The following is a 23412-nucleotide window of genomic DNA, read 5'->3' on the forward strand; positions in this document are numbered from 1 at the left end:
ATATGATCTAAATCACTAATTTATGGTTGCTGCTATCAAATGTTTTACCCCTCCCTAACCCTCCCCTTGCCTTATAAAGGGGAGGGAACTAATTTTTCCTTAATCCCCCCTTTATAAGGGCCCTTTATAAGGGGGGATTAAGGGGGGTAATTTAACTTGTGTGTAAACTTAATTACAAATCACAAGAGAGAACGAAAGGCACAGAAGCCACTTGGCTTCAGACAGTGGAGGAAGTGCCAATGGCGTATCCCTTCGGAAGCCGGAGGCTCTATTTAGGGTTTGCTGTGATATGGTAAAATTAATTGGCAAGAGGCAATCATGTAAGAGTGAAGAGGGTTTGGGAGATTTTACTTTTCTTTACACAGATTGGTTTTATTGTGTTCACCTACTTAGGAGGATAATTGACTATCCTTTTTAAGCAAGTATTAAAGAATCTGCGTGTCTTTAGACCGCAGAGTATCAACACGTTCCAGTTCCCAAAGGATTTGATTACCTTCACGTCTGACCCGTGAAACTATCCAATTTCGCCAACGCCATTCATCACCTCTGCTGGTAACGGCGCTAGAGTGAACACCCATTAAGTCTGCTAATTCTGAACTGGTAATTAGGTAGCCTTTTTCGGCAATTTCGTCTGCAATACGCAAGGTTTCCACCAAATTGCGAAGTTGTAAAACCCTGATTTCAGTGGGTTGTTCGTTGGTTGTAGTCGCAGTTGGTGTTGTAGATAGTTCCATAGTGCTGGTATCTGATGCAGACAGACTGCTTTCTAGTGTATTTTTATTAGTTATTGTAGAGTTTATCGGATCATTAGGTACTTTTACTACGCTTATTTCCCCAATTTCAGGTAAAGTTTCGTGAAGAAAGTCGGCTAATGACTGTTTGAGGTGGGGGATTTTGTGATTTGCGAAAGAACGGGCAATTAGATCACAGCGTTCATTGCCAACATTACCAGAATGTCCCCGGACGTGCTGCCATTGTACCCTTTGGCTATTGAGTTGATCAAGAATTTCTAGGAGGTCTTGGTTTTGGACGGGATTTCCATCCGACTTTTTCCAGCCGTTCTTTTTCCAGCTTTTTACCCATTTTGTCACACAATCAATCACATATTTACTATCTGTGTACAGGGTAATGGGTTGAGTTTGTCCAGATGATTGGAAAAATTCCAAGGCGGCGATCGCAGCTTGCATTTCCATTTTATTATTAGTGGTGTGCTGGGATGAATCGCCCATTTCGTGAACTGAACCATCATTAAAATAAACAACTGTACCCCAACCACCAGGTCCAGGATTGCCTGTGCAAGCACCATCTGTGTATATACTTTGAATTAGACGTTGAGTAGACATAGTGCAAGTATCAAACTGTAAATATCATCAAGAAAGTCATTACTGACGAATTTTAGTCAATAATCTTCAGACTATCATAGTTAATAATCATGGTTCTATTCCTCCCATAACTGAATCATACCGGTGCATTATTTTCAGTGCATTTACATCATATATAAAACCCCACCGTTCATAAAAAGGAATCATTTCTGGTAAACAGAAAAGAGCAATATCTTCTACTGCTTTTAATTGGGTATGATTAACGACTTCATCTAATAATTTAGCACCAAATCCCATTTTTCTATAACTAGGTTTAACAATCACATCATAAAGAACTCCCCGATAAACAAAATCAGTCAAAACACGACAAAAAGCAATTAGTTCTTTTTCCTCATTTATTAAAGCAATAATAATATCAGATGCAGTCAACATTTTGCTAACACCTTGATATGTTCGGTTTTTACTCCAAAATTCATGTTTGTATAATTCCACAAGTTCAAAAATTTGAGTTTCATTTAATTGGTTAACAACTTGGTAATTCATTTTTTAAACTTTATTGTGCATAGTTTTGATCTAATGTGGATTTTATCTCTTGTAGGGTGCGTCAGACCCAATGATTTGGTAAAAAACAGATTTCCCCTATCTGACGCACCTTACTAAATATGTAATGTGGATTTTATGTTATGAGGTACAAGAACCCCACCCCCAACCCCCTCCCCGCAAGCGATGAGGGGGCTATGATATACTCAATATATAATAATTTTTAACCCCTCTGGTAAACCTCTCCCCGCACCTCTCCCTAACCCTCTCCTCTTAGGAGAGGGAAAAGGAATAATATTTAATACTGGAGAGGCTTTGAACTTGTTCTTTGTATGATAAAAAAGTCCAGCTTCTAGCCGTTTTGAGTATAATGATAAGTTAAAATGCCCCTCTCCGTGTCGGAGAGGGGTTGGGGTGAGGTTCAATGACTCCTACGTCGTCACGCTACGCTATCGAATTCACGTTAAAAATACGTAGGGTGTGTTAGCGACAGCGTAACGCACCAAATCCTTGATAATGGTGCATTACTAATTTCATCCTATCGTTATCCGTCAATTCGTTTGTTGGCAAGAAGTAATCGGCCTTCTGACTGATGACTATGGAAGGGTTTATGAATAATCTGATTGAGTAAAGATACTGATTGTTTAGCTGAGAAGTAAGATGAGAAAACGCGGCTATTCTCGCAGGTTTCAACAACACTTACTAAGAACCAGTCTTGCAGATTATTGTTAAATATCTGATGATCGTATTGCTGACTCACAGGCAGAAAAGGCTCATCTACCCTAATTAATCTGCCAGAATTGATATTGGTAATTAATTTTTCCAGTATTTCCACACTAACTTGTCTTTTCCCTAACTCTGCCGCTACTCTAGCCAAACTACAATATCTAGTTAACGAAGGTTGAGCCTTAACAGCTTGCTGAATACATTCAAAGGAATGTTCTAAGGAGGCAAACTTTTCTCCTGGGGAAAGGCTGACTGTTTTTGAGAGAAAGAAGTAATTTAGCCCTTCTAAATAAACTTGATTATCAGCATTGGCAACCGTTGCGTATTCTTGCCACTGATTTAGGAAAGGAGTTGCATAACTATAAGCTGCTATTGCTTCTAACCAGTAGGATGGTTGTGGAAGTAGAGGCTTTTCTTTAACTTGTGTTACTAGTAAACCACGTTCAGCTAATTGTTGCGATCGCTCTGGCTTACAAGCAAACAAGTTTAATTGATAGCCATCTACTGGCTGATTTACATCAAAAGGCACTAAACAACCGATGCTAGAAATTAAGTAGTAAGTCTCATAGCCGAGATTTTGAAATAGTTGAATTAACCGCATATTAATATGTTTGCCATGCTTGAGTTCAAACATAATTAATGGCGATTGCTCAAAGAAGAATCTTTTACCACCTGCGAGAATCTTGGCTTCTTCTCCTTCTGCATCTAACTTAATAAAGTCAATCTTCTGCCAGTTACGCAGGGCTAATTCTTGATCCAAGTTTAGCAGTTTAATAATTTCTTGTTGTTGAGATAAATTATCAGGCTGTAGAGAATTTAGTTCACTATTTGTTGATAGAAATAAAGTTGCTTCACCCTGACAATCTGATAAGCCGGCATTAACTATCTCTACATTCGTGAAACCATTAGCTTCTACACCTTTTCGCAATAAGGAAACAACTGAACTAGCAGGTTCATAAGCCGTAATTTTACCTTCTCCTTGGAGTAACTTAGCCATAGTTAAGGTATAGACTCCATGATTAGCACCAATATCTAGGATTTCCATCCCTGGTGTAATCAGTTTGCGAATAAACTCCATTTCTGACTCCAACCAATCACCCTGTTCTAGCAAAACATAAGTTGTCAAGCTGTTGATATCATTCTTAACACATACTTTAATTCCACCCTCAATCTCTACTAGGCATTCATGAGGATCAGCATTAGTGAATTTAAAGTATTTACGCTCTTCAGAATTGTTAGCATTTTCCTGAAAAATGGGAATAATTTTATTAGCAGGTTGAGAACGATATTCCTGTAAAAAACCTTTGAAAGTTTCTCGTATTTCACTATCATCAGGTGCTAATAACAATGCACACCGATAATATTTTTCAGCCTCTGCAATTAATTCCTGTTCTTCTAACAATTTACCTAAAGCTTGATAAGTAGCAGCAGAACCGCGATTAATGGCAAGAGATTGCAAATAAGATGGAATCGCATTTTCTACATCATCTAAGGCTTGATAAGCTAGACCTAAATGATAATATCCCTGGGCATCATCAGGATGATTTTCGATATGTTGCTGATAGTAATTAATAGCATCAGCGGGTTCTAATTCCACCGGAACAGAAGCATGATTAGGGAGATTTGCGCTGTTAGATCCTGTGTTTTTTTCAATATAAATCTGCCACATTTGGCGATAAGCTGCTTCTAAAGTGCTGGCGATGTTTTTCACATCCAACAAAGGAAAGTGCAGCATTCGTTCGCGCATAGTTGAGCGCAAAGATTGGAGATAATCTGGATTTTGGGCTAATGCGATCGCTCTTTGAACATACTCTGTGGCACTATGGGCAATACAATCATCCAAACCAACACTGTGGAGAATACTGGCACTCATGCGCTCCATTTTCCGAGTCCCTGCTAGGGTTAATGTCGGTACTCCCATCCACAAGGCCTCACAAGTCGTAGTACATCCTGTATAGGGAATACTATCCAAATGCAAATCAACCTGATTATAAAGATTCAGATGGTCTTCATCAGTAGCAAATGCACCATATAAGAAAATCCGTTTAGGATCAATACCTTGTTCCACAAAGGGAGTTTGGATTTTTTCAGTAATTAAGGGACTGAATACATCAGAACTAGCGCATTTTAATACCAAGCGAGAATTAGGAACTGCTTTGAGGATTTCAATCCACAGCGCAAAAGTTTCTGGTGTAAGTTTGCGTAAATTATTGAAAGATGAAAAAGTGAAAATTCCCGTTTTTTTGCTAGGAAGCCCAGTAATTTCCGGGGCATTTTTCAGAGGTTCATAACCTACATAGCAACGGGGTAAACGCCATATAGTTTCGCTGGTTTTTTCCTCTGTATCATGGGGATGAAGAACCTGATCAGTAATCCAATAGTCAATGGTGGGTAAACCTGTAGTAGCAAAATAGCCTAAATATGTAGTTTGAATCGGTGCTGGTTTCATTCCTAAGACCATCATCCGGTTGTTTGCCGTATGCCCTGCCAAATCAACCAGAATATCTATGCGGTCTGTTTGAATTAATTCAGCTACTTGTAAATCAGAAAGACCGACAGTAGAACGCCAACCATCGCAGATATCTATAATTTCCTCTGTAATTGCATCCGGTTCTTTGACTTCCCCATAGCAGAAAACCTCAACCTGGGTGCGGTCGTGGTGTTGAAAAACGGGTTTAATAAATGAACTTACCGAATGTCTGCGAAAATCAGGGGAAATATAGCCAATGCGTAAACGACGGTGTGAAGTTTTATCGTTAGGGTGAGTGGTTAAAGTCGGTAGCCATTGACTAACTACTTGCTGTTGATACCACAATTTAGCAGAATCTAATATTTCTTGGGGTGTAAAACTGACAAGAGAAGATAAATTAAACAGAAAAGCAGAATGTAATTTAGGATTATTAGGATTAATTTTCAGAGTTTCATTCAACAGACTAATAGACTCTGATAATTTTCCTTGTTCACCAGCAATAAATCCCAAAAGTTCATAAGTTTCGCTATAATTAGGATTTAATTTTAGTGTTTTTTGGAAACATTCTTGGGCTAAATCTGCTTGTCCATTTCTATAGTAAACATAACCTAAATTTTTTAAGGAATCAATGTAATTTGCATCAATCTTTAAAGACCGAAGATAGGAAGTAATTGCTTCTGGATAGCGGTTTTGATTTTGTAAAACACAACCTAAATTATAGTGAGCCAAAACACAATCAGGATCTAGCTCAATCACCGATTTAAAACAGCTTTTAGCTTGTTCCCATTTTCGTTCACCCACCAACATTGCCCCAGTGTCGTTTATTTCTTCTGTCAAATGAGGCAATAATTCCAGGTCAGTTTCTCCTAACAAATTTTGAATGAAATCTGCACCTTCTCCTTGTTGCCAAAGTAAAGCTAAATTGAATTTTGCCCCCTGATGCTTTGGATCTAGGTGCAAGACTTGAGAAAATTGTTCTATGGCTTGAGTAAATTGCTTTTGACGTTTAAAAATCAATCCTAAGCGATAGTAAGCCTTAGTATAATTATCATTAATGGTGATAGCATGAGTATAATGATCAATAGCCTTTTCCCAATCATCCTCTTGTTCATAAACAAAGCCTAGATTATAGTGATATTTGGCTAACTGAGGTTGGATATTCAGAGCGCGTAAATACGATTTTACTGCTAGTTGTAAGTCATTTTGTAAAGTTAGGGCTGTTCCTAGTAAATGGCAGACTTCCGCTGCTTCATTTAACCGCCCCATTGCCGCTAAAGTGGTGATCAGATATTGATCAATGGATTCGTAAAATTGCCCCCGTACTTCGGGCTTTATCTGGCTAAATTGACCAATAATTTTATCAATTTGGATTAGTAATGGTTCTAATTGAATTGCTGCTAAATGTTGTTCTAATCTTTCAGATATACTCAACTCGTCTTCGTCATTAAATTGCAGTAGTAATGGTTTTAGTAAGGTTTCAATAATTAAGCATTGCTCAGAACTGAGAATTTCTTGCCATTGTGGTACAGTTGCCTGTGCTGGTAACGGACACTGCTTTAATAACAAATCAATTTCCGATTCTGTAAATTCAATGTTTAAATATGTGGCTAACTTAGAAATTTCTGAATGTGGTTCTGAAATTAATTTTTCTCTACGCATTAATAAAGTTTGATGGCTATCAGGAAACCACTTGTCTTGATATTGTTGCCAAAGTTTGATAAAAGTAGATTCAAAGGTTAATTTCTGTTCTAAAGAAGCAAGAACAGCAGCCAAAATTTCACGGGGGTCTTGATGCAGATAAATACTCTTAGCTTCACCGTGCTGAATTTTCTCTAAAGCTAATTTTGAAGGAATCTGATATTGAATTAGTGTTACAGATGAGGGTTGTTGTAAAAGCTGAAAATAAGCATCTATTTCCAAGGCAGTATTGCAAATAGTTCCTTGGATATTTATTTTCCCAGTTTGAGAGAGTAGAGATTGACACAGTTCGTAAGCAATAATTCTCTGATCATTACTAATTCCACCACAAAAAATAATCATATTTCAAAACCAGTCCTGTATTTATTAAACAACAATTAAACAACAGCTAAAATCATGGGTATACATTTGAGCTTCTCATAAAATTATTATAGTCAGATGCAATTGTTGCAACTAGGTAACTATATTTATCTGGAAAAGCCGCTATGTCTGTATAATAAAAAGTCTGGTTTTTATTATACTTATTATTTAACAAGTATTCGTTTATTTGTTTTACAAATTCTGATGTTCCTTCATAAATTAAGGGATTTCCAAAATTATCTAGGACAATATATTTTGTGTAATTAATTTTTCCTAATTCTTCGAGTAATTTTTTTACATCTTCTATATCTTTTAGGGATGAAATTTCATTTTCCCAATAAAGTATTGGACTATCTTCCTCGATTCTACTAAGACTAGAAAGTAGAATTTCAAGATCAAATCCATCTGTATCAGTTTTCAAAAGTATACATTTACCTAATTCTGAATTCTTAATAATAGATACTAATGAATCTGATTTCACAAGTTTATCTTTGCTTTCTACTGCTCTTGCTGTGCCTCTATTTTTTACCAGTTCTACATTCTTTAAATCCTTTGCCGATACAAAAGAATTTACAAAGGTAATTCTTTCTCTATAATCAGAAAGATTATATTCCATAATTGAGAAAAAATCTGTATCTGCTTCAATACATAAAATTGGATTTTCACAGTATTGAAGTAATAAAGCTGTTGTATCACCAACGTTTGCTCCTATGTCAACTATTAAATCCTCATTATTTGGTAAATGTTTAGCGAGAACACCAATAAATTTATCATAAAGTCTAAACATATTCTGATATTGCGGCAAGGCATGATCAGGAGGAAGGCTAAGAGGGATTTCTTTGATATGGTAAGTAACACAATTTTTGTATACTTGATATTTGTTTTGTCTTATTACCTTCAATAGAGTAAATAATTGATTTTCTAAATTATCAATCTGGTAAGATGGCAGTTTCTCTAGTTGCAGTTGTTCTATTACTTGTTGATCCTCGTTGCTCAAAATAATTCTAGCAGTAAGTTGAGGTAATAGAGATTCCCACTGCATAGGCGATAATTTACCTACTAAGGAAATTTCTAATCCTTCATTGATTTCTTCTTCATCTTGCTTACACAAATTATCCATAAATATTTGTGTAAATTGGCTAGGGAAATTACTGGCATTAATCAGTAGGGTGATCTTTTCACTATCAGGATGATTTTCTAAAGCTGTAATAACATTTACCAAGTCTTGATAAATTGATTGTTCTGGTTGTGAAGAATCGGGGAAGATGATTAAATTAATTTCTCTGAGTTTTAACGACAAAGAAGTTGCATCAATTAATGCTGAACTCACTTTTTCTGCCATTTTAGTCCAAGAAAACTTTTGTGCCTGAGCTAAACCGGCTGTAATTAACGACGTGCGTAAATTATGATTCTGCACTGAAATCAGAGCATTTGCCATTGCCTCCACGTCATCATCATTGACATATATAGCCGCTTCTCCAGCTACTTCTAGAATTGAACTATTAGGACAAGTAATTACAGGACAACCACAGGCCATTGCTTCCACTATAGGCATTCCAAAACCTTCATATTTAGAAGGATATACTAAAGCCACTGCACCAGAGTAAGCTATTGCTAATTCTTCATCACTAAGTGATAAAAGATGTACAGCACTACCAGATGTATAATCTCTCAATTCTTGTGGAAATACTCCGCCGAACCCAGTGAAAATAATATCAAATTCGTACCTGTTGGCGAGTTTTGAAAAAGCTTTTAAAAATAGAATATTATTCTTGTAATCACCTAGATTACCTCCCAATAAAAAATATGGCTTATTAATACCATATCTATGTTTAAATGTATTGATTTGTAATGGGTTAGCTGGTGCAAAAATATTGCTAACTCCACAATGGGCAACGGTAATAGAGTCTACAGCTATATTTGGGAAATATTTGCACAAATCACGGGCTGTATTTTGGGAAATGGCTATATATGCAGATGCGTGTTTAATGCTCTGATGTTTTTCTCTCCATATAGGATCATTCAAATTCCATCCCATTACCTCTGGGATCATGTCATAAGCCATGAATACAGACGGTGTTGTAATTGGCGTGGTGTAGTATGAAGAAATAAATAAATCTGCTCTTTCTTCATTACAGATTTGCTGGAGCATCTGTTTATCCGCTTCTGTATTGTTATAGTCGCATTCGGGAATAGTGCGATATCTAATTCCTGGTATTTTGGGTGCAGTTCCAGCCCGGTCAACAATGATAATATGTTTAGCAAATCCATTGTTGGCCCATTCTTGGAACAGAGATTTCCAAACACGAGCTATACCTGTTTGGTAGAGTTGAAAGAATACGCAGTCTATGAGAATAATTGGGTTATATAAAATTATGTTTTCTGATAGACAATTATTTTGTTGCACTATTTGAAGTGCATTATTATTTAAATTTATCATTGTGCTTAACTCGTTTATCTGTCTTTGCTGTTCAATGAATATGTAATTTACATAAAAATCTAAAACATTGACTGGGTAAGAAAAATGTCTGACTAAATCTTTTGACTCTTCAGCTATGTAATAATCATTGATTCCGTCAAAAAAAACGTGCTGATAACCTTTTTGTTTTAGAATTTCAGGAATATTATTTTCACAGCGAATGTTAGTATTTGGCAGAGTTGTTTCTATTAATAATATTGTAGGTCTAAATAGCTCCCAGACTCCACCTAAAATAACTTCTTCTTCTAATCCTTCCACATCAATTTTGAGAAAGTCAATTTTCTGATTAACATACTCTTGGCAAATAGAGGCTAAAGTTTTCACTGGAATAGCATATTGAACAACATCTAAACCTTTTTCTTGAGCAATTTTATAAGCTATATCTTTATTTAAAGTAGAGTTTCCTGGTTGTCCTAATACTTCAAAAAAATCCAGATTGCTTTCTGTATTACTAATAGCAATATTTAAGTTAATATCTCTTGGTCTGTCTTTGATAAATATGCTATAGAATTCTTTGATAGGCTCTATGTTTATCCCTGTCCATCCTCGATCATAAAAAGCTTTTGTTACTGAATCAAAAGTTGGATGCAATGCTCCTATATCAATATAAAAACCTTGAGTTTTATCTTTAAATACACGATTTAGCAGAACATCTTCATAATTCTGGGCATAGGAAATAAATGTCATTATTTCTAACTCCGTTTGTATAGGGTTTAAATATTTAATTGAATCTGGTCAGAGAATTTTTATTAGATTACTTAAGCTGACAACATCAACCTAGTTTTTTGTATGCTTTTTCTAGCGATCGCTCTTAATTTCCCACTCTTTTCTTCACTTCCGCCAACACCGTTTTATAATCCTGCCTATCAGGATGCAGCTTAACTAGTCTCTCTATAAGCGCGATCGCTCCTTGTGTATCTCCAGACCTTACCCGGATAATAGATAACTTTTCCAATGCTACTTGGTTATTGGGTTCTCGCTGTAAAACTAATTTATAACCCTGTGCCTGTTTTTGCAATTGCGTTATCACTGACTCAGTAGCAGGTTGCTGAGGTTGCTGTTTTGCTGATGATAGCGATGATAATACCGCACTGATACCCCCAAAAGCAATAGAACCGAAAAATGAAACTATGGAAACTATGGTAAAAATTCGTTTACGGTTCTCGATTTGTTTACTACGTTGGGCAAAGTATTCTTTCTCAGAAATAGTCATATTGTTAGAGATAGTGCGAAAAAACTATACAAACTGTTTTGAGATGACAATGGGTTTATAAAACCTCCCTTGTATAAAGCAAGGAGAGAGGTTTTTGCATAAGTTTGTTACTTTCCAAATATCACATCGTTAATCTAAAGCAGCAGAACCACCACTTTGCCATGATTTAACAATGCCAATAATGTCACCTAAGCGATGATCATTAATAGCAGTATCAATGGCGCGAGCGATCGCAGCTTGAATGGTGTTATCTGGATAATTAACAGTTCCAGCATTCATATTGCCTTTAATAATTGCCACCTGACTGGGATCATTACCTACAGAACCATAGATAATTTTTATTGTCAGATCACCACTAGGGCTAATAGAACCTTGGGGAAATACAATTTCCGAGGCGAAACGGTTAGTTGTCCCATTCGATAAAATACTAGTAACTACCGCAGAAACTCTAGACTGGGAATTATTACCAACAGATTGAGCCTGAACAGGTTTCCCAGGGATAAATAAGCTGGTAACTGCTATCCCTGTCAACAAAAATGTAACGACAGATGCTTTTGATGTGTGGATACAGTTGGTATTCATGGTTGGGACACTCCAGTGTTGGACTATCCCAATATTTCCCAACTCAAATTTTCACATCTGGAGCAAAGATAGCAGACATTAATTCAAATTTAGAATAAAATCAACTTATCCCCTAGTTGAAGCTAGGGGATAAAGTCTGGAGCATAGGGCATCAATTTTTTAGCCTATGTCCCATAAAGGTGGTTGACGATTCCTTCTATTTCCTTTAATGAGTAGGGATCGCCGACTTTCTCTAACTAGTCCAACCCACCGCCTTGAAAAGATTTAACGATACCGATAATATCACCGAAGCGACTTGCAGCAGAAGCAGCACCAATTGTACGAGCAGTAGCAGCTTCAACTGTCATGGCAGAATAAGTTGCTGTACCAGCGCTCATGTTTGCTGTTGTAATCGCAAGTTGACTGCCATCAGTACCTACTGAAGCATATGTAACATTCATTGTGACTGCACCAGTAGAGGCTATAGATTCCTGTGGCAGTACAACTTCAGAAGCAAAGCTATTGGTTACACCATTGCTTAAAACACTAGTCAGCGCACCGGATACTTTGGAAGATTGAGGACCAGCTTGAGCGGACTCAGCATTGATGAATGAACCTGCAACTGTTCCACCTGCTAAGAGAGAAGCAATGGCGGCAGCTTTTAATACTTTGTTAGATGTTTTCATGATTTTACTCATTCCTTGATATTGAACTTAAATGCCAAAAATCCCCACCAGTGTGAATTATACAAACTTATGGTTTAGTAGTCTTTTTGACTGGTGGGATATATGTGAAATTTTATTATATAAGTGAATATTCTTGTCTGTCAAGTTATATTCAAGACAATTTTAAGACAATTTTTCTGCAATAAAACTTTATAATGTTTGGCTTTAAGTAGGGTGTTAATTCTGAATTCCTTATCCCATAAGACTTAATGCACAAAATACGTCGCCATATTTTTATGAGAAAGTGCCTGTAACAGATGTTTTAAATGTAAATTACGGTAATATCAATAATTTTCCGGACAGTCCCTCCAAAAATATGTAGAAGTAACACACTAGGCTTTAAGTAATTGGACAAAAATATTTACAGTCATTGCGAGGGAAGGGAAGCAATCACAACCCTGGCAATTGCTTCATTTCACTTCGTTTTATATGGCTAACGCCACGCTGCACTAATGCAATAATATTATGTATATAACTTACGCATTGACGGACTAACAAAGAAGTCAACACTTCTGACACACTCACTAATTTTTCAAACATCCTCTAAGGGACTTCCAATTAAAAAAATCCCCAAAAGTTTCTTGTGGTGCGGGCATCTTGCCCGCTAATTACCAAGGACAGGCAGGATGCCCATCCCACAAAATTGGGTAATTTATTTTTTGGTGATCCCTAAGTAAGTGAACAGAAAAATTTAAAGGTATATAACGGTATGTAAAGTTGTCTCAATGCGAGATTCCGATTGAGTTTCAGTCATTTTACAAAATGCAATACCCCTCATTTTTATTTTGTTTACCTACTTAACCTCATTGAAATATTGTCGATAAAATGAAGAAACAAGATATTTTCTGCGGTGCTGAACTGCTGGTAGCTTTGTCGGTGTCGGCACTGCTTCCCGTAAAAGTCCTGGCAAATGACGAAGAAAAAGCAACCGATTTTATCAGCGTTAATACCAATAATCAGACTGAAATACAGGTACAATCTAGAGACATAGGTTTTGAGTTAAATAATTTAACTTCTTCTACCCCAGAGATAACTACTACTACTCCTTTCTCACCACAGCAAAAGTTAAATGATACAGAAATCAGTCTCAATCAATATTCTGCATATCAGTTACCAGAAAATATCCTCCAGACAACGTCTAGTTGTGAGGAAAATAGGCTGGAGGATTCTGCACCAATACTCGTCACTAGGAAAAATATCCCCAGTGTAAAGGAAGATTTGAAGCGACACACCTTTGGCTGTGAATATAGTCCTAATGAGACTTATTATAATATTTCAGATCAAGATTTAAATATAAATAATACTAATAACTTTCATTTATACAAACCTAATTACAACACTACTCTTGGTGGCGAGACATTAATCGCACAGGAAACAAGCAATCAGCAGCAAGCGCAATTAACTCCAGTTGAGCCAAATCTACCTGTATTTCCCAAGGAAGTACCTTCTTTACCGATTCCAGATGATAAACCAGAAACGAAACCAGAAGAGAAACCAGCATTAACTCCTTCTACCCCAGAGATAACTACTATTACTCCTTTCTCACCACAACAAAAGTTAAACGATACAGAAATCAGTCTCAATCAATATTCTGCATATCAGTTACCAGAAAATATCCTCCAGACAACGTCTAGTTGTGAGGAAAATAAGCTGAAGGATTCTGCACCAATACTTGTCACTAGGAAAAATATCCCCAGTGTAAAGGAAGATTTGAAGCGACACACCTTTGGCTGTGAATATAGTCCTAATGAGACTTATTATAATATTTCAGATCAAGATTTAAATATAAATAATACTGACAGCTTTCATTTATACAAACCTAATTACAACACTACTCTTGGTGGCGAGACATTAATCGCACAGGAAACAAGCAATCAGCAGCAAGCGCAATTAACTCCAGTTGAGCCAAATCTACCTGTATTTCCCAAGGAAGTACCTTCTTTACCGATTCCAGATGATAAACCAGAAACGAAACCAGAGGAGAAACCAGCATTAACTCCTTCTACCCCAGAGATAACTACTACTACTTCTTTCTCACCACAGCAAAAGTTAAATGATACAGAAATCGGTCTCAATCAATATTCTGCATATCAGTTACCAGAAAATATCCTCCAAACAACGTCTAGTTGTGAGGAAAATAGGCTGAAGGATTCTGCACCAATACTCGTCACTAGGAAAAATATCCCCAGTGTAAAGGAAGATTTGAAGCGACACACCTTTGGCTGTGAATATAGTCCTAATGAGACTTATTATAATATTTCAGATCAAGATTTAAATATAAATAATACTAATAACTTTCATTTATACAAACCTAATTACAACACTACTCTTGGTGGCGAGACATTAATCGCACAGGAAACAAGCAATCAGCAGCAAGCGCAATTAACTCCAGTTGAGCCAAATCTACCTGTATTTCCCAAGGAAGTACCTTCTTTACCGATTCCAGATGATAAACCAGAAACGAAAGCAGAGGAGAAACCAGCATTAACTTCTTCTACCCCAGAGATAACTACTATTACTCCTTTCTCACCACAACAAAAGTTAAACGATACAGAAATCAGTCTCAATCAATATTCTGCATATCAGTTACCAGAAAATATCCTCCAGACAACGTCTAGTTGTGAGGAAAATAGGCTAGGAAAGAAGGAAGATTTAAAGCGACACACCTTTGGCTGTGAATATAGTGCTAATAGGACTTATTATAATATTTCAGATCAAGATTTAAATATAAATAATACTAATAACTTTCATTTATATAAATCTAATTACAACACTACTCTTAGTGGCAAGACATTAATCGCACAGGAAACAAGCAATCAGCAGCAAGCGCAATTAACTCCAGTTGAGCCAAATCTACCTGTATTTCCCAAGGAAGTACCTTCTTTACCGATTCCAGATGATAAACCAGAGGAGAAACCAGCATTAGCTCCAGAACAAAATAAACAAGCCCTGAGAATTTTAATGCGTAGTTTGTTAGAAAACAGCGCGTCAAGATATCCATTTTTCGTAAACACAAGTGATAAACTAATTATTAATCCTCGTAATTTTCAACCCTCAAAATTTACTTTCTATGCAAATTTCGGTTTTGATTTAGATAACTTTGATCCGGATAATGCGTTTCAAAAAGAGCAATTTAGTGATCCCCTTTTTAAATCAGCTAATATTTCTATTTATCCCGATGACGAACAATTATATTGGGTATTAGATGGTAATCGTGTGGTTATTGAAACCCATGGAAACCATCTAAATTTTGGGTATCAGGGCAATAGTTATCAACAAAAATTGAGACAATTTGCTAAAGTTTCTACGTCCTTTTGGGGTTTACAAACAGCATTTGGTCTTCCTAGTGTTTTAGCAGATTTAGTAGGAGATAAGAAGAAATTAAATGACGTAAATATTACTAGTGCGGCTGCGGAAATCGTCCTACCTCCGGGAGTTAATCTACCTGATAATGCCAGTTTTAATCTGAATATTACTCGCTCTGATGGTAGTTTATTCCAAAAAATTATTCTCCTAAATGACACAGACAAAGCAACTACAGATGAACTATTAGGAGGAGGCACTTTGTTTAGTAATTTAGATGCTACAAATGCACCAAAATTTTTGCAAGGCTTTCCAACTGTCAATTTACAACCTTTATTAAATAATGGTGTCAAATTGGAAGCTGGTAGTATTATTCCCCGTGAAAATCTCCTTGCTACCGGACTAACATTAGGTGATTTTTTTACTGGACAGGGATATTCATTCAAAGCTCCAATTACGTCTCTACCTGGGATCAAAACTTTACAAGTTAATCAAATGGATAATAATGATCTTCTGGCAGTTCTTAGCAATCCCTTTTTAACTAAAGAACAGAAAGATTTTCATTATCTCAATTCCTTGATGTGGTATAACTTTGGACCACAAAGCCCTGAAGTTACCACTTACTCTATATTAAGTCCTAAAACTCAAGCTTGGTATAGATATACTTTGAGTTGGTCACATAACCGCACCTTACTAGAATATGACCCAGAAAAAATTAGATTAAATTATTTAAATGTTTTTGCTAATCCTGGCTTATCTGTAACTACAGCCCAATGGGAAGATACGGATTTGAATCAGACCACAAATGCTAGTTTAGGATTAATATTGGGTAGTGTTTTTAGTGCTATTAATCCGGGTAATTTGGATGCAACTATTAATGAAGCAAAAGAACAGTATAACACCTTAAAACCTTTGGGAATTTTGAAGACAAAAGCTACATCTCAACAACGCAGACAGATGAATGAAAGGTTAAATAATACACTAAGTTATGGTAATACTAATAGTAACCTTGCCCAAGTTTCTGGAAGTTATACTTTTTTAGGAAATATCGCTTCAGATAGTTCATTATTATTACAACTAAGAACAGGTATTTATCAAAGAAATGTCCAATTTATTGAGCAAATCATCCAACCTTGGACTGATGAAACTCCTGTTGTCATAGATTCAATTAATCTTAGTGATTTTGGTCCAATATTTTTTACAGGTATTAATATTCCTACTAGTTTAACTGAAATTGATGCTCCTCAAACGATTAGATTTAGCTTTTTGCGGGCAGAAACTTCAGATGGAAGAGTTTTATTTGATAAATCCTATGTCTTTAGTCATAATCTCAATAATTTGTTTACAGCAGCTCCTATTATGGGGGGAGAGAAAACTTTTGATATAAATTTTGATAGAATTCAAATGAGTACGTCTCGACAAAGGGAAATTGAAACATCTTCTTATACTGGAAATCTTTATTTACCAGCAGTGGAATTTGTCATGTCTGGAAGTATTGATAATTTAAGTTATTCCCTATCCACAGGTATGTGGTTTAATCTATTTCCTGATTCTGCACCAATGATTGATAATAATTTGGGTAAGTTGAATCCTAATGCTACAGCAGAAAGTTCTCTGGGAGGAATGTTAAAGTTTGCGACTAAAGCAGATTTTCGCAATACTTTTTATGATAAAAATCAACAATGGCATACGATTATAGTTAATTCGCCTTTTTTCTCACTAACTTATAACACTAATCCTAATCGTTTGAATCTATCAGGCCTGACTATTGGTAATGTATTTCAGTTTGTCAAACCAGATTTTAATATAACTTTTTATCCAGTATTGAGTTATTCTCCTAAAATGCTTAATCCTGATATTCAATCTACTAGTTTAGATAAAATTAGCGCTTTTTTATTGCTTAATTTTTCTCATAAAAGTGGTTTGAATTTTAATAGTTCTTTCTCTTTTGGTAATCAAGAACCTTCATATCAACTTGAAGCTACCTATGATGTTTTGAAAGATAAAGAATTAGGGACTGTCACAATTGGTCCATACTATTCAACTTATTCTACAGCTACCAAAGGATTTGAAAGTCAGTTAAAAGATCCTAACTATGGGATGATATTCCGTTATGCAAGTGCTAATTCTGGTTTAGTGATGAATTCTCGTTTAGGTAAAAGTGAGGATGGTTTTAGAGGGGACATGAATCTAGAACTTAAATTTTAGCTTCCAAATCAGTAGACATCTCCAGCAAAAATTGTAGAGACGTTCCATGGAACGTCTCTACAGGGGTTTCATGCCACGCATACTTAATTTTTGGGCGTTGCTGATTAAGGGTATGAATTTTAGTCTCACGCAAAGGCGCAAAGACGCAAAGGTAAGATTTTTAAAGGTTCAATTTGGGAATTTCATACCTCAATTCAGCAACGCCAATTTTCGGAGATGTCTAATCTAAAACTGGTACAGGAAATGAAAGGTTAACACTATTTATTACAGAACCAACGGTAGAAATTGGAGTTGTATCAACATTAAAATTGACATCTCCACTAGAAACAGAATTTTTAGAAGGTAGAACTACATTAATAGTAGATACAGTTCCTGATGTCGTAGTTGCGACCGGAATAGCAATAGATTCACTTCCCGTCCCTGTCACTGTCCTTGTCTGAATTTGAGGTGAATTACTACCCTCTTTGATCCCAGAAACGAAGCTAGAAGTTGTATTAACTGCTGGACTGACGACAAAATTAGCAGGTACTTGAAATACTGATGGGGTTAATCGAGTTTCAATGGTTGGCTTAGGTCCTTGAAATACTAATGGGGTTAATGGAGTTTCAATGGTTGGCTTAGGTACTTGAAATTTAATGGTTGGCTTAGGAACTGTAGTGGTTGGTAATTTGATGGGGGGAATAATTTGCGCCTGAACAGTTTCAGGTATTAAGGTTGATAGCAGGATAGTTAAGATTAACCCCTGGACTTTAAGACTAGTAATAGATTTGATTTTGAGTGTCATGGCATTTAATTCTTTATTTACAAATATTAGTTTAACTTCTATGCAAATATTTGTCATACTTTGCTAAATATTTTCTGCGTGCAAAATAAAGAATTTGGTAAAAGGTAAACAATTACCAATTACCAATTCCCCCAAATTACGCTTTTTTCAACCAACTAAACATGGCACGTAAATCTTTACCAACTGCTTCAATAGGATGTTCAGCTTCTTGACGACGCATAGCAGTAAAACCAGGTTTACCAGCTTGGTTTTCTAAGACAAATTCCCGCGCAAATTGTCCAGATTGAATTTCACTGAGAATCTTCTTCATTTCCGCTTTAGTTTCGGCGGTGACAACGCGAGGACCGCGAGTATAATCACCATATTCGGCAGTATTAGAAATACTATCGCGCATGGTGGCTAAACCACCTTCTACGACTAAATCAACAATTAATTTGACTTCGTGCAGACATTCAAAATAAGCGAGTTCTGGCTGATAACCTGCTTCAACTAAGGTTTCAAACCCAGCTTTAATCAAGGCACTCAAACCACCACACAATACTGCTTGTTCCCCAAACAAATCGGTTTCGGTTTCTTCACGGAAAGTAGTTTCCAAAATACCGGCGCGTGTACCACCAACACCTTTAGCATAAGCCATAGCGCGATCGCGTGCCTGACCAGTGGCATCTTGATAAACTGCAAATAATGCAGGTACACCTTGTCCTTGTTCGTAGGTACGACGCACTAAATGTCCAGGTCCTTTAGGCGCAACCATGACGACATCAATATCAGCAGGGGGTACAACCTGTGCAAAATGGATATTAAAACCATGTGCAAAAGCTAAAACGTTTCCAGCTTCTAAATTGGGTTCGATTTCGTTTTTGTAAATTGTTTTTTGGACTTCATCAGGTAATAAAATCATGATAAAATCAGCAGCTTTGGCAGCATCAGCCACATTTTTAACTGTCAAACCAGCAGCTTCGGCTTTGGCTGTGGACTTACTGCCGGGATATAATCCGACAATGACATTTACACCGCTATCTTTGAGATTCAGCGCGTGAGCATGACCTTGAGAACCATAACCAATAATAGCAACGGTTTTACCTTTTAAAAGGTCTAAATTAGCATCTTCATCATAATACATACGCGCCATAGAAGCATCTCCTGTTTATAAAGGCTGTCATGAAATTGGCAGACTTATGATTGTATCGCAAATTGGGGAATAGGGAATAGGGGGAATTTCTTTCTGACTCCTGACTCCTGGGTGGGCGCAGGCCCTGCGCCCCTACCAAATCTGTTACTTTTCTTTTTTTTTAAGAAGTTCAAGATAAACAGAAATAATTGTGACAATTTTGATACAAATTTGTTAAGAATAGTTACAGCCCTGTAATGGAAGGAAATATTTTTTATGGTTGATCTAGCTGACAAGAAACCGGTTCATCAAGTCGTGATTATTGGTGGTGGTTTTGGTGGATTGTATGCCGCTAAGTCTATGGCTAAGGCTAATGTGCAAATCACCCTGATTGATAAACGCAATTTTCACCTCTTTCAACCTCTTCTGTACCAAGTAGCCACAGGTGCTTTATCCCCAGCGGATATTTCTTCTCCCTTGCGGGCTGTCCTCAGCAAAAGTAAGAATACAAAAGTGCTGTTGGGTGAGGTGAATGATATTGACGCTAACGCCCAAAAGGTGATGGTGGGTGAGGAAACTGTCCCCTACGATACCTTAATTGTGGCTACAGGGGCGAAGCATTCCTATTTTGGTAAGGATAACTGGGAAGAATTTGCACCGGGTTTAAAGACTGTAGAAGATGCAATTGAGATGCGTCGGCGGATATTCTCTGCCTTTGAAGCGGCTGAAAGCGAAAGTGATCCGGTAAAACGCCAAGCTTTGTTAACTTTTGTGATTGTTGGTGGTGGTCCAACTGGGGTAGAATTGGCGGGGGCGATCGCTGAATTGGCAACTAAAACCCTGACAGAAGATTTCCGCAACATTGACACCTCAGAAACCAGAGTTTTATTGTTAGAAGGTTTAGATCGGATTCTTCCCCCTTTCGCCCCGGAATTATCCCACACAGCGGAAACATCATTAAAGGCTTTGGGCGTAGATGTGCAAACCAAAACTTTGGTAACACATATTGAAAATGATATTGTGACGATTAAGCAAGGTGATGATGTCAAAGAAATTGCAGCAAAAACTGTGTTGTGGGCTGCGGGTGTGAAAGCCTCAGCAATGGGGAAAGTTTTGACAGAGAAGACGGGAGTTGAGAGCGATCGTGCTGGTCGTGTTATGGTTGAACCAGACTTAAGTATTAAAGGATTTCCCCACATCTTCGTAGTTGGTGACTTAGCAAATTTCGCCCATCAAAATGATAAACCTTTACCGGGAGTTGCACCAGTCGCCATGCAGGAAGGCGAATATGTAGCTAAACTCATTCAAAAACGTTTGAAAGGTGAAACACTACCCCAATTCAAATATGTGGATAGAGGTAGTTTAGCAATGATTGGGCAACACGCCGCAGTTGTTGATTTAGGATTTATCAAACTCAGAGGTTTCTTGGCGTGGTTTGTTTGGTTATTTATTCATATTTACTTCTTGATTGAATTTGATAATAAGTTAGTTGTGATGATTCAATGGTTGTGGAGTTATTTTACCCGCAATCGTGGCGCGAGATTAATTACAGGTAAGGAAACCATTGCCCCTGTACCAATTGTAAATAGTGATAATCACACGCCAGTTATCACAAAAAAGCCGTTAAATGTGTAGTTTTATCAAGTGGGTTCATAACCCACTATCCCGATTTAGATATATACCCAACACGGCTTAATTATTTGATTCTCCGGGTAGGAGTAAAGCAAGAGCTTCATTGGTGTCAACTTAAGCTACAGATGGGTTATTTGTTTGGCTGACAGACCCGCCTGGAACTTCAGTTCCAGTCCTAATAGCTAAAGTTTACTAAACTAAACAAGTTCAAAAATTTTCTAGTTATTCAGTCATCAAAAGACAACTTCTGCTATGAGACTGGGAATATGGCTTACGCCACGCTACGCTATCATTCCCAGTCGGGTTATGGGTTTTACCTTAAGTTGACACCAATGAAGCTCTTGCTTTACATACAAATCTAGGTTTTTCGTAATTTTACAAAAGTCCATATTTCAACCATGTTGAGTATAGCCTATCTTCTTATAAAGCTATGACTACTGCAGCAATTAAACCCACAACTATCGCAGAATTTTTGCAATTGCCAGAAACAGAACCTGCTTCTGAATTTATTCATGGACAAATCACACAGAAACCAATGCCTCAAGGGGAACATAGCCAACTTCAGATCGATCTATGCGAAACTATTAATCAAATTACTAAACCTCAAAAAATTGCCAAAGCTTTTCCAGAACTACGCTGTGTTTTTGGTGGATTAGCGATCGTTCCAGATATAGCCGTATTTCGGTGGGAGCGAATCCCTCGGTTGCCATCAGGACGCATTGCCAATCGCTTTGAAATCCATCCAGATTGGGCTATTGAAATTCTCTCTCCCGATCAGAGATATAAACAAGTCCTAGCCAAATTACTACACTGTGCTGAGTATGGTACTGAGTTGGGTTGGTTGCTTGATCCTGAAGATGAGAGTATTTTAGTAGTAGATAGCGATCGCCGAGTTAGGGAACTTAAAAATAGCAATCACTTACCAGTTCTCACAGGGGTTGAATTAGATATAACTGTTCAAGAAGTATTTAGCTGGTTAAATTTATAAAATGATTGATAGCTTATCACTAATCATTTTCTCCTCAAATTAACGGCTGATAAATATCCTCAGAAGCCGGATTAAGATAGGGATGCTGCACATCAATCAAATTTCTGGCAAAGTGTTGGTTAATTAATTCTATTCTTTCTTCTAAAGCATTTTTACCCCTTTGCCAAGATTCTAACAGCGCATTGGCAACAATTTGACAACGGTTCATCCCAAAACTTTCTTGAGGAGCAAATTTTTGATTTGGTTCTTCGGCTAACCCTAATCCCGGTGCTAAAAATTTTGTAAATAAGGGAATTTCCGGCTGAAAGTAAGCTTGATGTTTTTGATAAATATCTTGAAGAATATTCCGAATTGTGGGGTAATCTTGGCGGTTAAAATGCAGCACACCTGCATCATAACGCTGATATGCTGCGGGATTATAAAGAACTTGGAAACTAAAGGCAATTGCCACATTATTCAAGGCTTTGGTTAAGCTATCCATGAGGACAATTGCCCCGGATGATCTCACATGAAAATAAATTCGTCCTCCTCCTAAATCAGTATTTTGGGGAGCTTGATTTTCTATTGCTGTATTACTTACTGCCACATAACAGCCATTTTGCAAGCGATTTTTAGGCATCCATATTGCTATTAATTCCCCCACTTTAGGGGACTTTTTCTGGGGTTGCAGATGACATTCTGGCTCAATATATAAGGTTAATCCATCCTTATTTACAGCCATACTACCATCAGGTTCAATTCTCAAAATCTGCCAATTCGGTTCATAATAACCTGTACCATGATTGCGATGATGTAGTTGTTCATAGAATTCTTCATCTACACCCAAACTATTATTTTCTAGGAAATGTATCTGAGATTGACAATTACTGTTTGTGGCTAAGACTGTTTGTAGTGAACCGTTGTAATAAATACCATAGAGGAAATTTCTCAACAGTATATTCAAATATTTCTGTTTTAAAGAAGGTGAGTTTTGTTGAAACCTGTTTGCTATATTTGTGGGTAAGGCAAAAGGTTGATAATTGGGATGGTAAATACAAAAATTAGGTTCAATCTGGATATTATTGGCAATATCGAATAATGAATTGAGAATTTGATTGGTAGAGTCATCAAGCATTAATTTGTTTTGCACCTCAAATTTTCGGAAAATATATGGGAAATATCAGGTTTAGATGAGGCTGTATGGCATAATATTTCCAAGAAAATTGACCGCAGATAAACGCAGATAAACGCGGATAAGAAGGGATGAGTTCATGGATTTTATGATTCTGTTTAGCCTCACAATATGATGGAAT

13 protein-coding genes are annotated in these 23412 nt (G+C 36.9%); 3 read left to right on the plus strand and 10 right to left on the minus strand.

The window, feature by feature from the left end; all coding sequences use genetic code 11:
• Positions 1 to 425: 425 nt before the first annotated feature.
• From rnhA to NG743_RS14440, 7 genes are all read right to left on the minus strand, one after another.
• The gene (rnhA, locus tag NG743_RS14410; protein ID WP_027403430.1) at positions 426 to 1343 is read right to left on the minus strand and encodes a ribonuclease HI; all 918 of its coding nucleotides are present in this window, start codon (positions 1341 to 1343) and stop codon (positions 426 to 428) included.
• An 87-nt stretch (positions 1344 to 1430) separates the two neighbouring features.
• On the minus strand, positions 1431 to 1865 hold the full coding sequence (locus NG743_RS14415; protein ID WP_257120315.1) for a GNAT family N-acetyltransferase: 435 nt from the start codon (positions 1863 to 1865) through the stop codon (positions 1431 to 1433).
• Between the two features lie 541 nt (positions 1866 to 2406).
• Positions 2407 to 7098, minus strand: a complete 4692-nt coding sequence (locus NG743_RS14420) for an FkbM family methyltransferase (RefSeq protein ID WP_257120316.1) — start codon at positions 7096 to 7098, stop codon at positions 2407 to 2409.
• A 52-nt stretch (positions 7099 to 7150) separates the two neighbouring features.
• Positions 7151 to 10282, minus strand: coding sequence for an FkbM family methyltransferase (locus tag NG743_RS14425; RefSeq protein WP_051424384.1), 3132 nt, complete (start codon positions 10280 to 10282; stop codon positions 7151 to 7153).
• A gap of 124 nt (positions 10283 to 10406) precedes the next feature.
• Positions 10407 to 10808, minus strand: coding sequence for a tetratricopeptide repeat protein (locus NG743_RS14430; RefSeq protein WP_027403433.1), 402 nt, complete (start codon positions 10806 to 10808; stop codon positions 10407 to 10409).
• 129 nt (positions 10809 to 10937) lie between these two features.
• On the minus strand, positions 10938 to 11390 hold the full coding sequence (locus NG743_RS14435; RefSeq protein ID WP_051424385.1) for a hypothetical protein: 453 nt from the start codon (positions 11388 to 11390) through the stop codon (positions 10938 to 10940).
• A gap of 236 nt (positions 11391 to 11626) precedes the next feature.
• Positions 11627 to 12055 carry a hypothetical protein gene (locus NG743_RS14440; RefSeq protein WP_027403434.1) on the minus strand — a complete coding sequence of 143 codons (429 nt, stop codon included), beginning with the start codon at positions 12053 to 12055 and terminating at the stop codon, positions 11627 to 11629.
• A gap of 864 nt (positions 12056 to 12919) precedes the next feature.
• Between NG743_RS14440 and NG743_RS14445 the strand changes: the two genes are divergently transcribed.
• Entirely contained in the window at positions 12920 to 17605 is a 4686-nt protein-coding gene (locus NG743_RS14445) for a hypothetical protein (protein ID WP_257120317.1), read from the plus strand.
• A 220-nt stretch (positions 17606 to 17825) separates the two neighbouring features.
• On the opposite strand, the gene NG743_RS14450 is transcribed toward NG743_RS14445, so the two are convergent.
• Positions 17826 to 18446 (minus strand): hypothetical protein, encoded by a 621-nt coding sequence (locus NG743_RS14450; RefSeq protein WP_257120318.1) that lies wholly within the window; start codon positions 18444 to 18446, stop codon positions 17826 to 17828.
• 79 nt (positions 18447 to 18525) lie between these two features.
• Positions 18526 to 19521: a ketol-acid reductoisomerase gene (gene ilvC / locus NG743_RS14455; protein ID WP_257120319.1), complete on the minus strand. Its 996-nt coding sequence runs from the start codon at positions 19519 to 19521 to the stop codon at positions 18526 to 18528.
• 255 nt (positions 19522 to 19776) lie between these two features.
• Here ilvC and NG743_RS14460 point away from each other — a divergent pair, with 255 nt between their 5' ends.
• Positions 19777 to 21135: an NAD(P)/FAD-dependent oxidoreductase gene (locus tag NG743_RS14460; protein WP_027403437.1), complete on the plus strand. Its 1359-nt coding sequence runs from the start codon at positions 19777 to 19779 to the stop codon at positions 21133 to 21135.
• A 427-nt stretch (positions 21136 to 21562) separates the two neighbouring features.
• On the plus strand, positions 21563 to 22120 hold the full coding sequence (locus NG743_RS14465; protein WP_027403438.1) for a Uma2 family endonuclease: 558 nt from the start codon (positions 21563 to 21565) through the stop codon (positions 22118 to 22120).
• Positions 22121 to 22154: 34 nt separating this feature from the next.
• Here the strand turns inward: NG743_RS14465 and NG743_RS14470 are convergent, their stop codons facing one another.
• The gene (locus NG743_RS14470) at positions 22155 to 23234 is read right to left on the minus strand and encodes a T3SS effector HopA1 family protein (RefSeq protein WP_027403439.1); all 1080 of its coding nucleotides are present in this window, start codon (positions 23232 to 23234) and stop codon (positions 22155 to 22157) included.
• Between the last annotated feature and the right edge of the window lie 178 nt (positions 23235 to 23412).

This window comes from Dolichospermum heterosporum TAC447, assembly GCF_024584745.1.
Lineage (GTDB): Bacteria > Cyanobacteriota > Cyanobacteriia > Cyanobacteriales > Nostocaceae > Dolichospermum > Dolichospermum heterosporum.

Bases quoted from the DNA above. Each gene is read 5' to 3' on its own strand.
- rnhA (WP_027403430.1), bottom strand. From the start codon at position 1,343: ATGTCTACTCAACGTCTAATTCAAAGTATATACACAGATGGTGCTTGC.
- NG743_RS14415 (WP_257120315.1), bottom strand. From the start codon at position 1,865: ATGAATTACCAAGTTGTTAACCAATTAAATGAAACTCAAATTTTTGAA.
- NG743_RS14420 (WP_257120316.1), bottom strand. From the start codon at position 7,098: ATGATTATTTTTTGTGGTGGAATTAGTAATGATCAGAGAATTATTGCT.
- NG743_RS14425 (WP_051424384.1), bottom strand. From the start codon at position 10,282: ATGACATTTATTTCCTATGCCCAGAATTATGAAGATGTTCTGCTAAAT.
- NG743_RS14430 (WP_027403433.1), bottom strand. From the start codon at position 10,808: ATGACTATTTCTGAGAAAGAATACTTTGCCCAACGTAGTAAACAAATC.
- NG743_RS14435 (WP_051424385.1), bottom strand. From the start codon at position 11,390: ATGAATACCAACTGTATCCACACATCAAAAGCATCTGTCGTTACATTT.
- NG743_RS14440 (WP_027403434.1), bottom strand. From the start codon at position 12,055: ATGAAAACATCTAACAAAGTATTAAAAGCTGCCGCCATTGCTTCTCTC.
- NG743_RS14445 (WP_257120317.1), top strand. From the start codon at position 12,920: ATGAAGAAACAAGATATTTTCTGCGGTGCTGAACTGCTGGTAGCTTTG.
- NG743_RS14450 (WP_257120318.1), bottom strand. From the start codon at position 18,446: ATGACAAATATTTGCATAGAAGTTAAACTAATATTTGTAAATAAAGAA.
- ilvC (WP_257120319.1), bottom strand. From the start codon at position 19,521: ATGGCGCGTATGTATTATGATGAAGATGCTAATTTAGACCTTTTAAAA.
- NG743_RS14460 (WP_027403437.1), top strand. From the start codon at position 19,777: ATGGTTGATCTAGCTGACAAGAAACCGGTTCATCAAGTCGTGATTATT.
- NG743_RS14465 (WP_027403438.1), top strand. From the start codon at position 21,563: ATGACTACTGCAGCAATTAAACCCACAACTATCGCAGAATTTTTGCAA.
- NG743_RS14470 (WP_027403439.1), bottom strand. From the start codon at position 23,234: ATGCTTGATGACTCTACCAATCAAATTCTCAATTCATTATTCGATATT.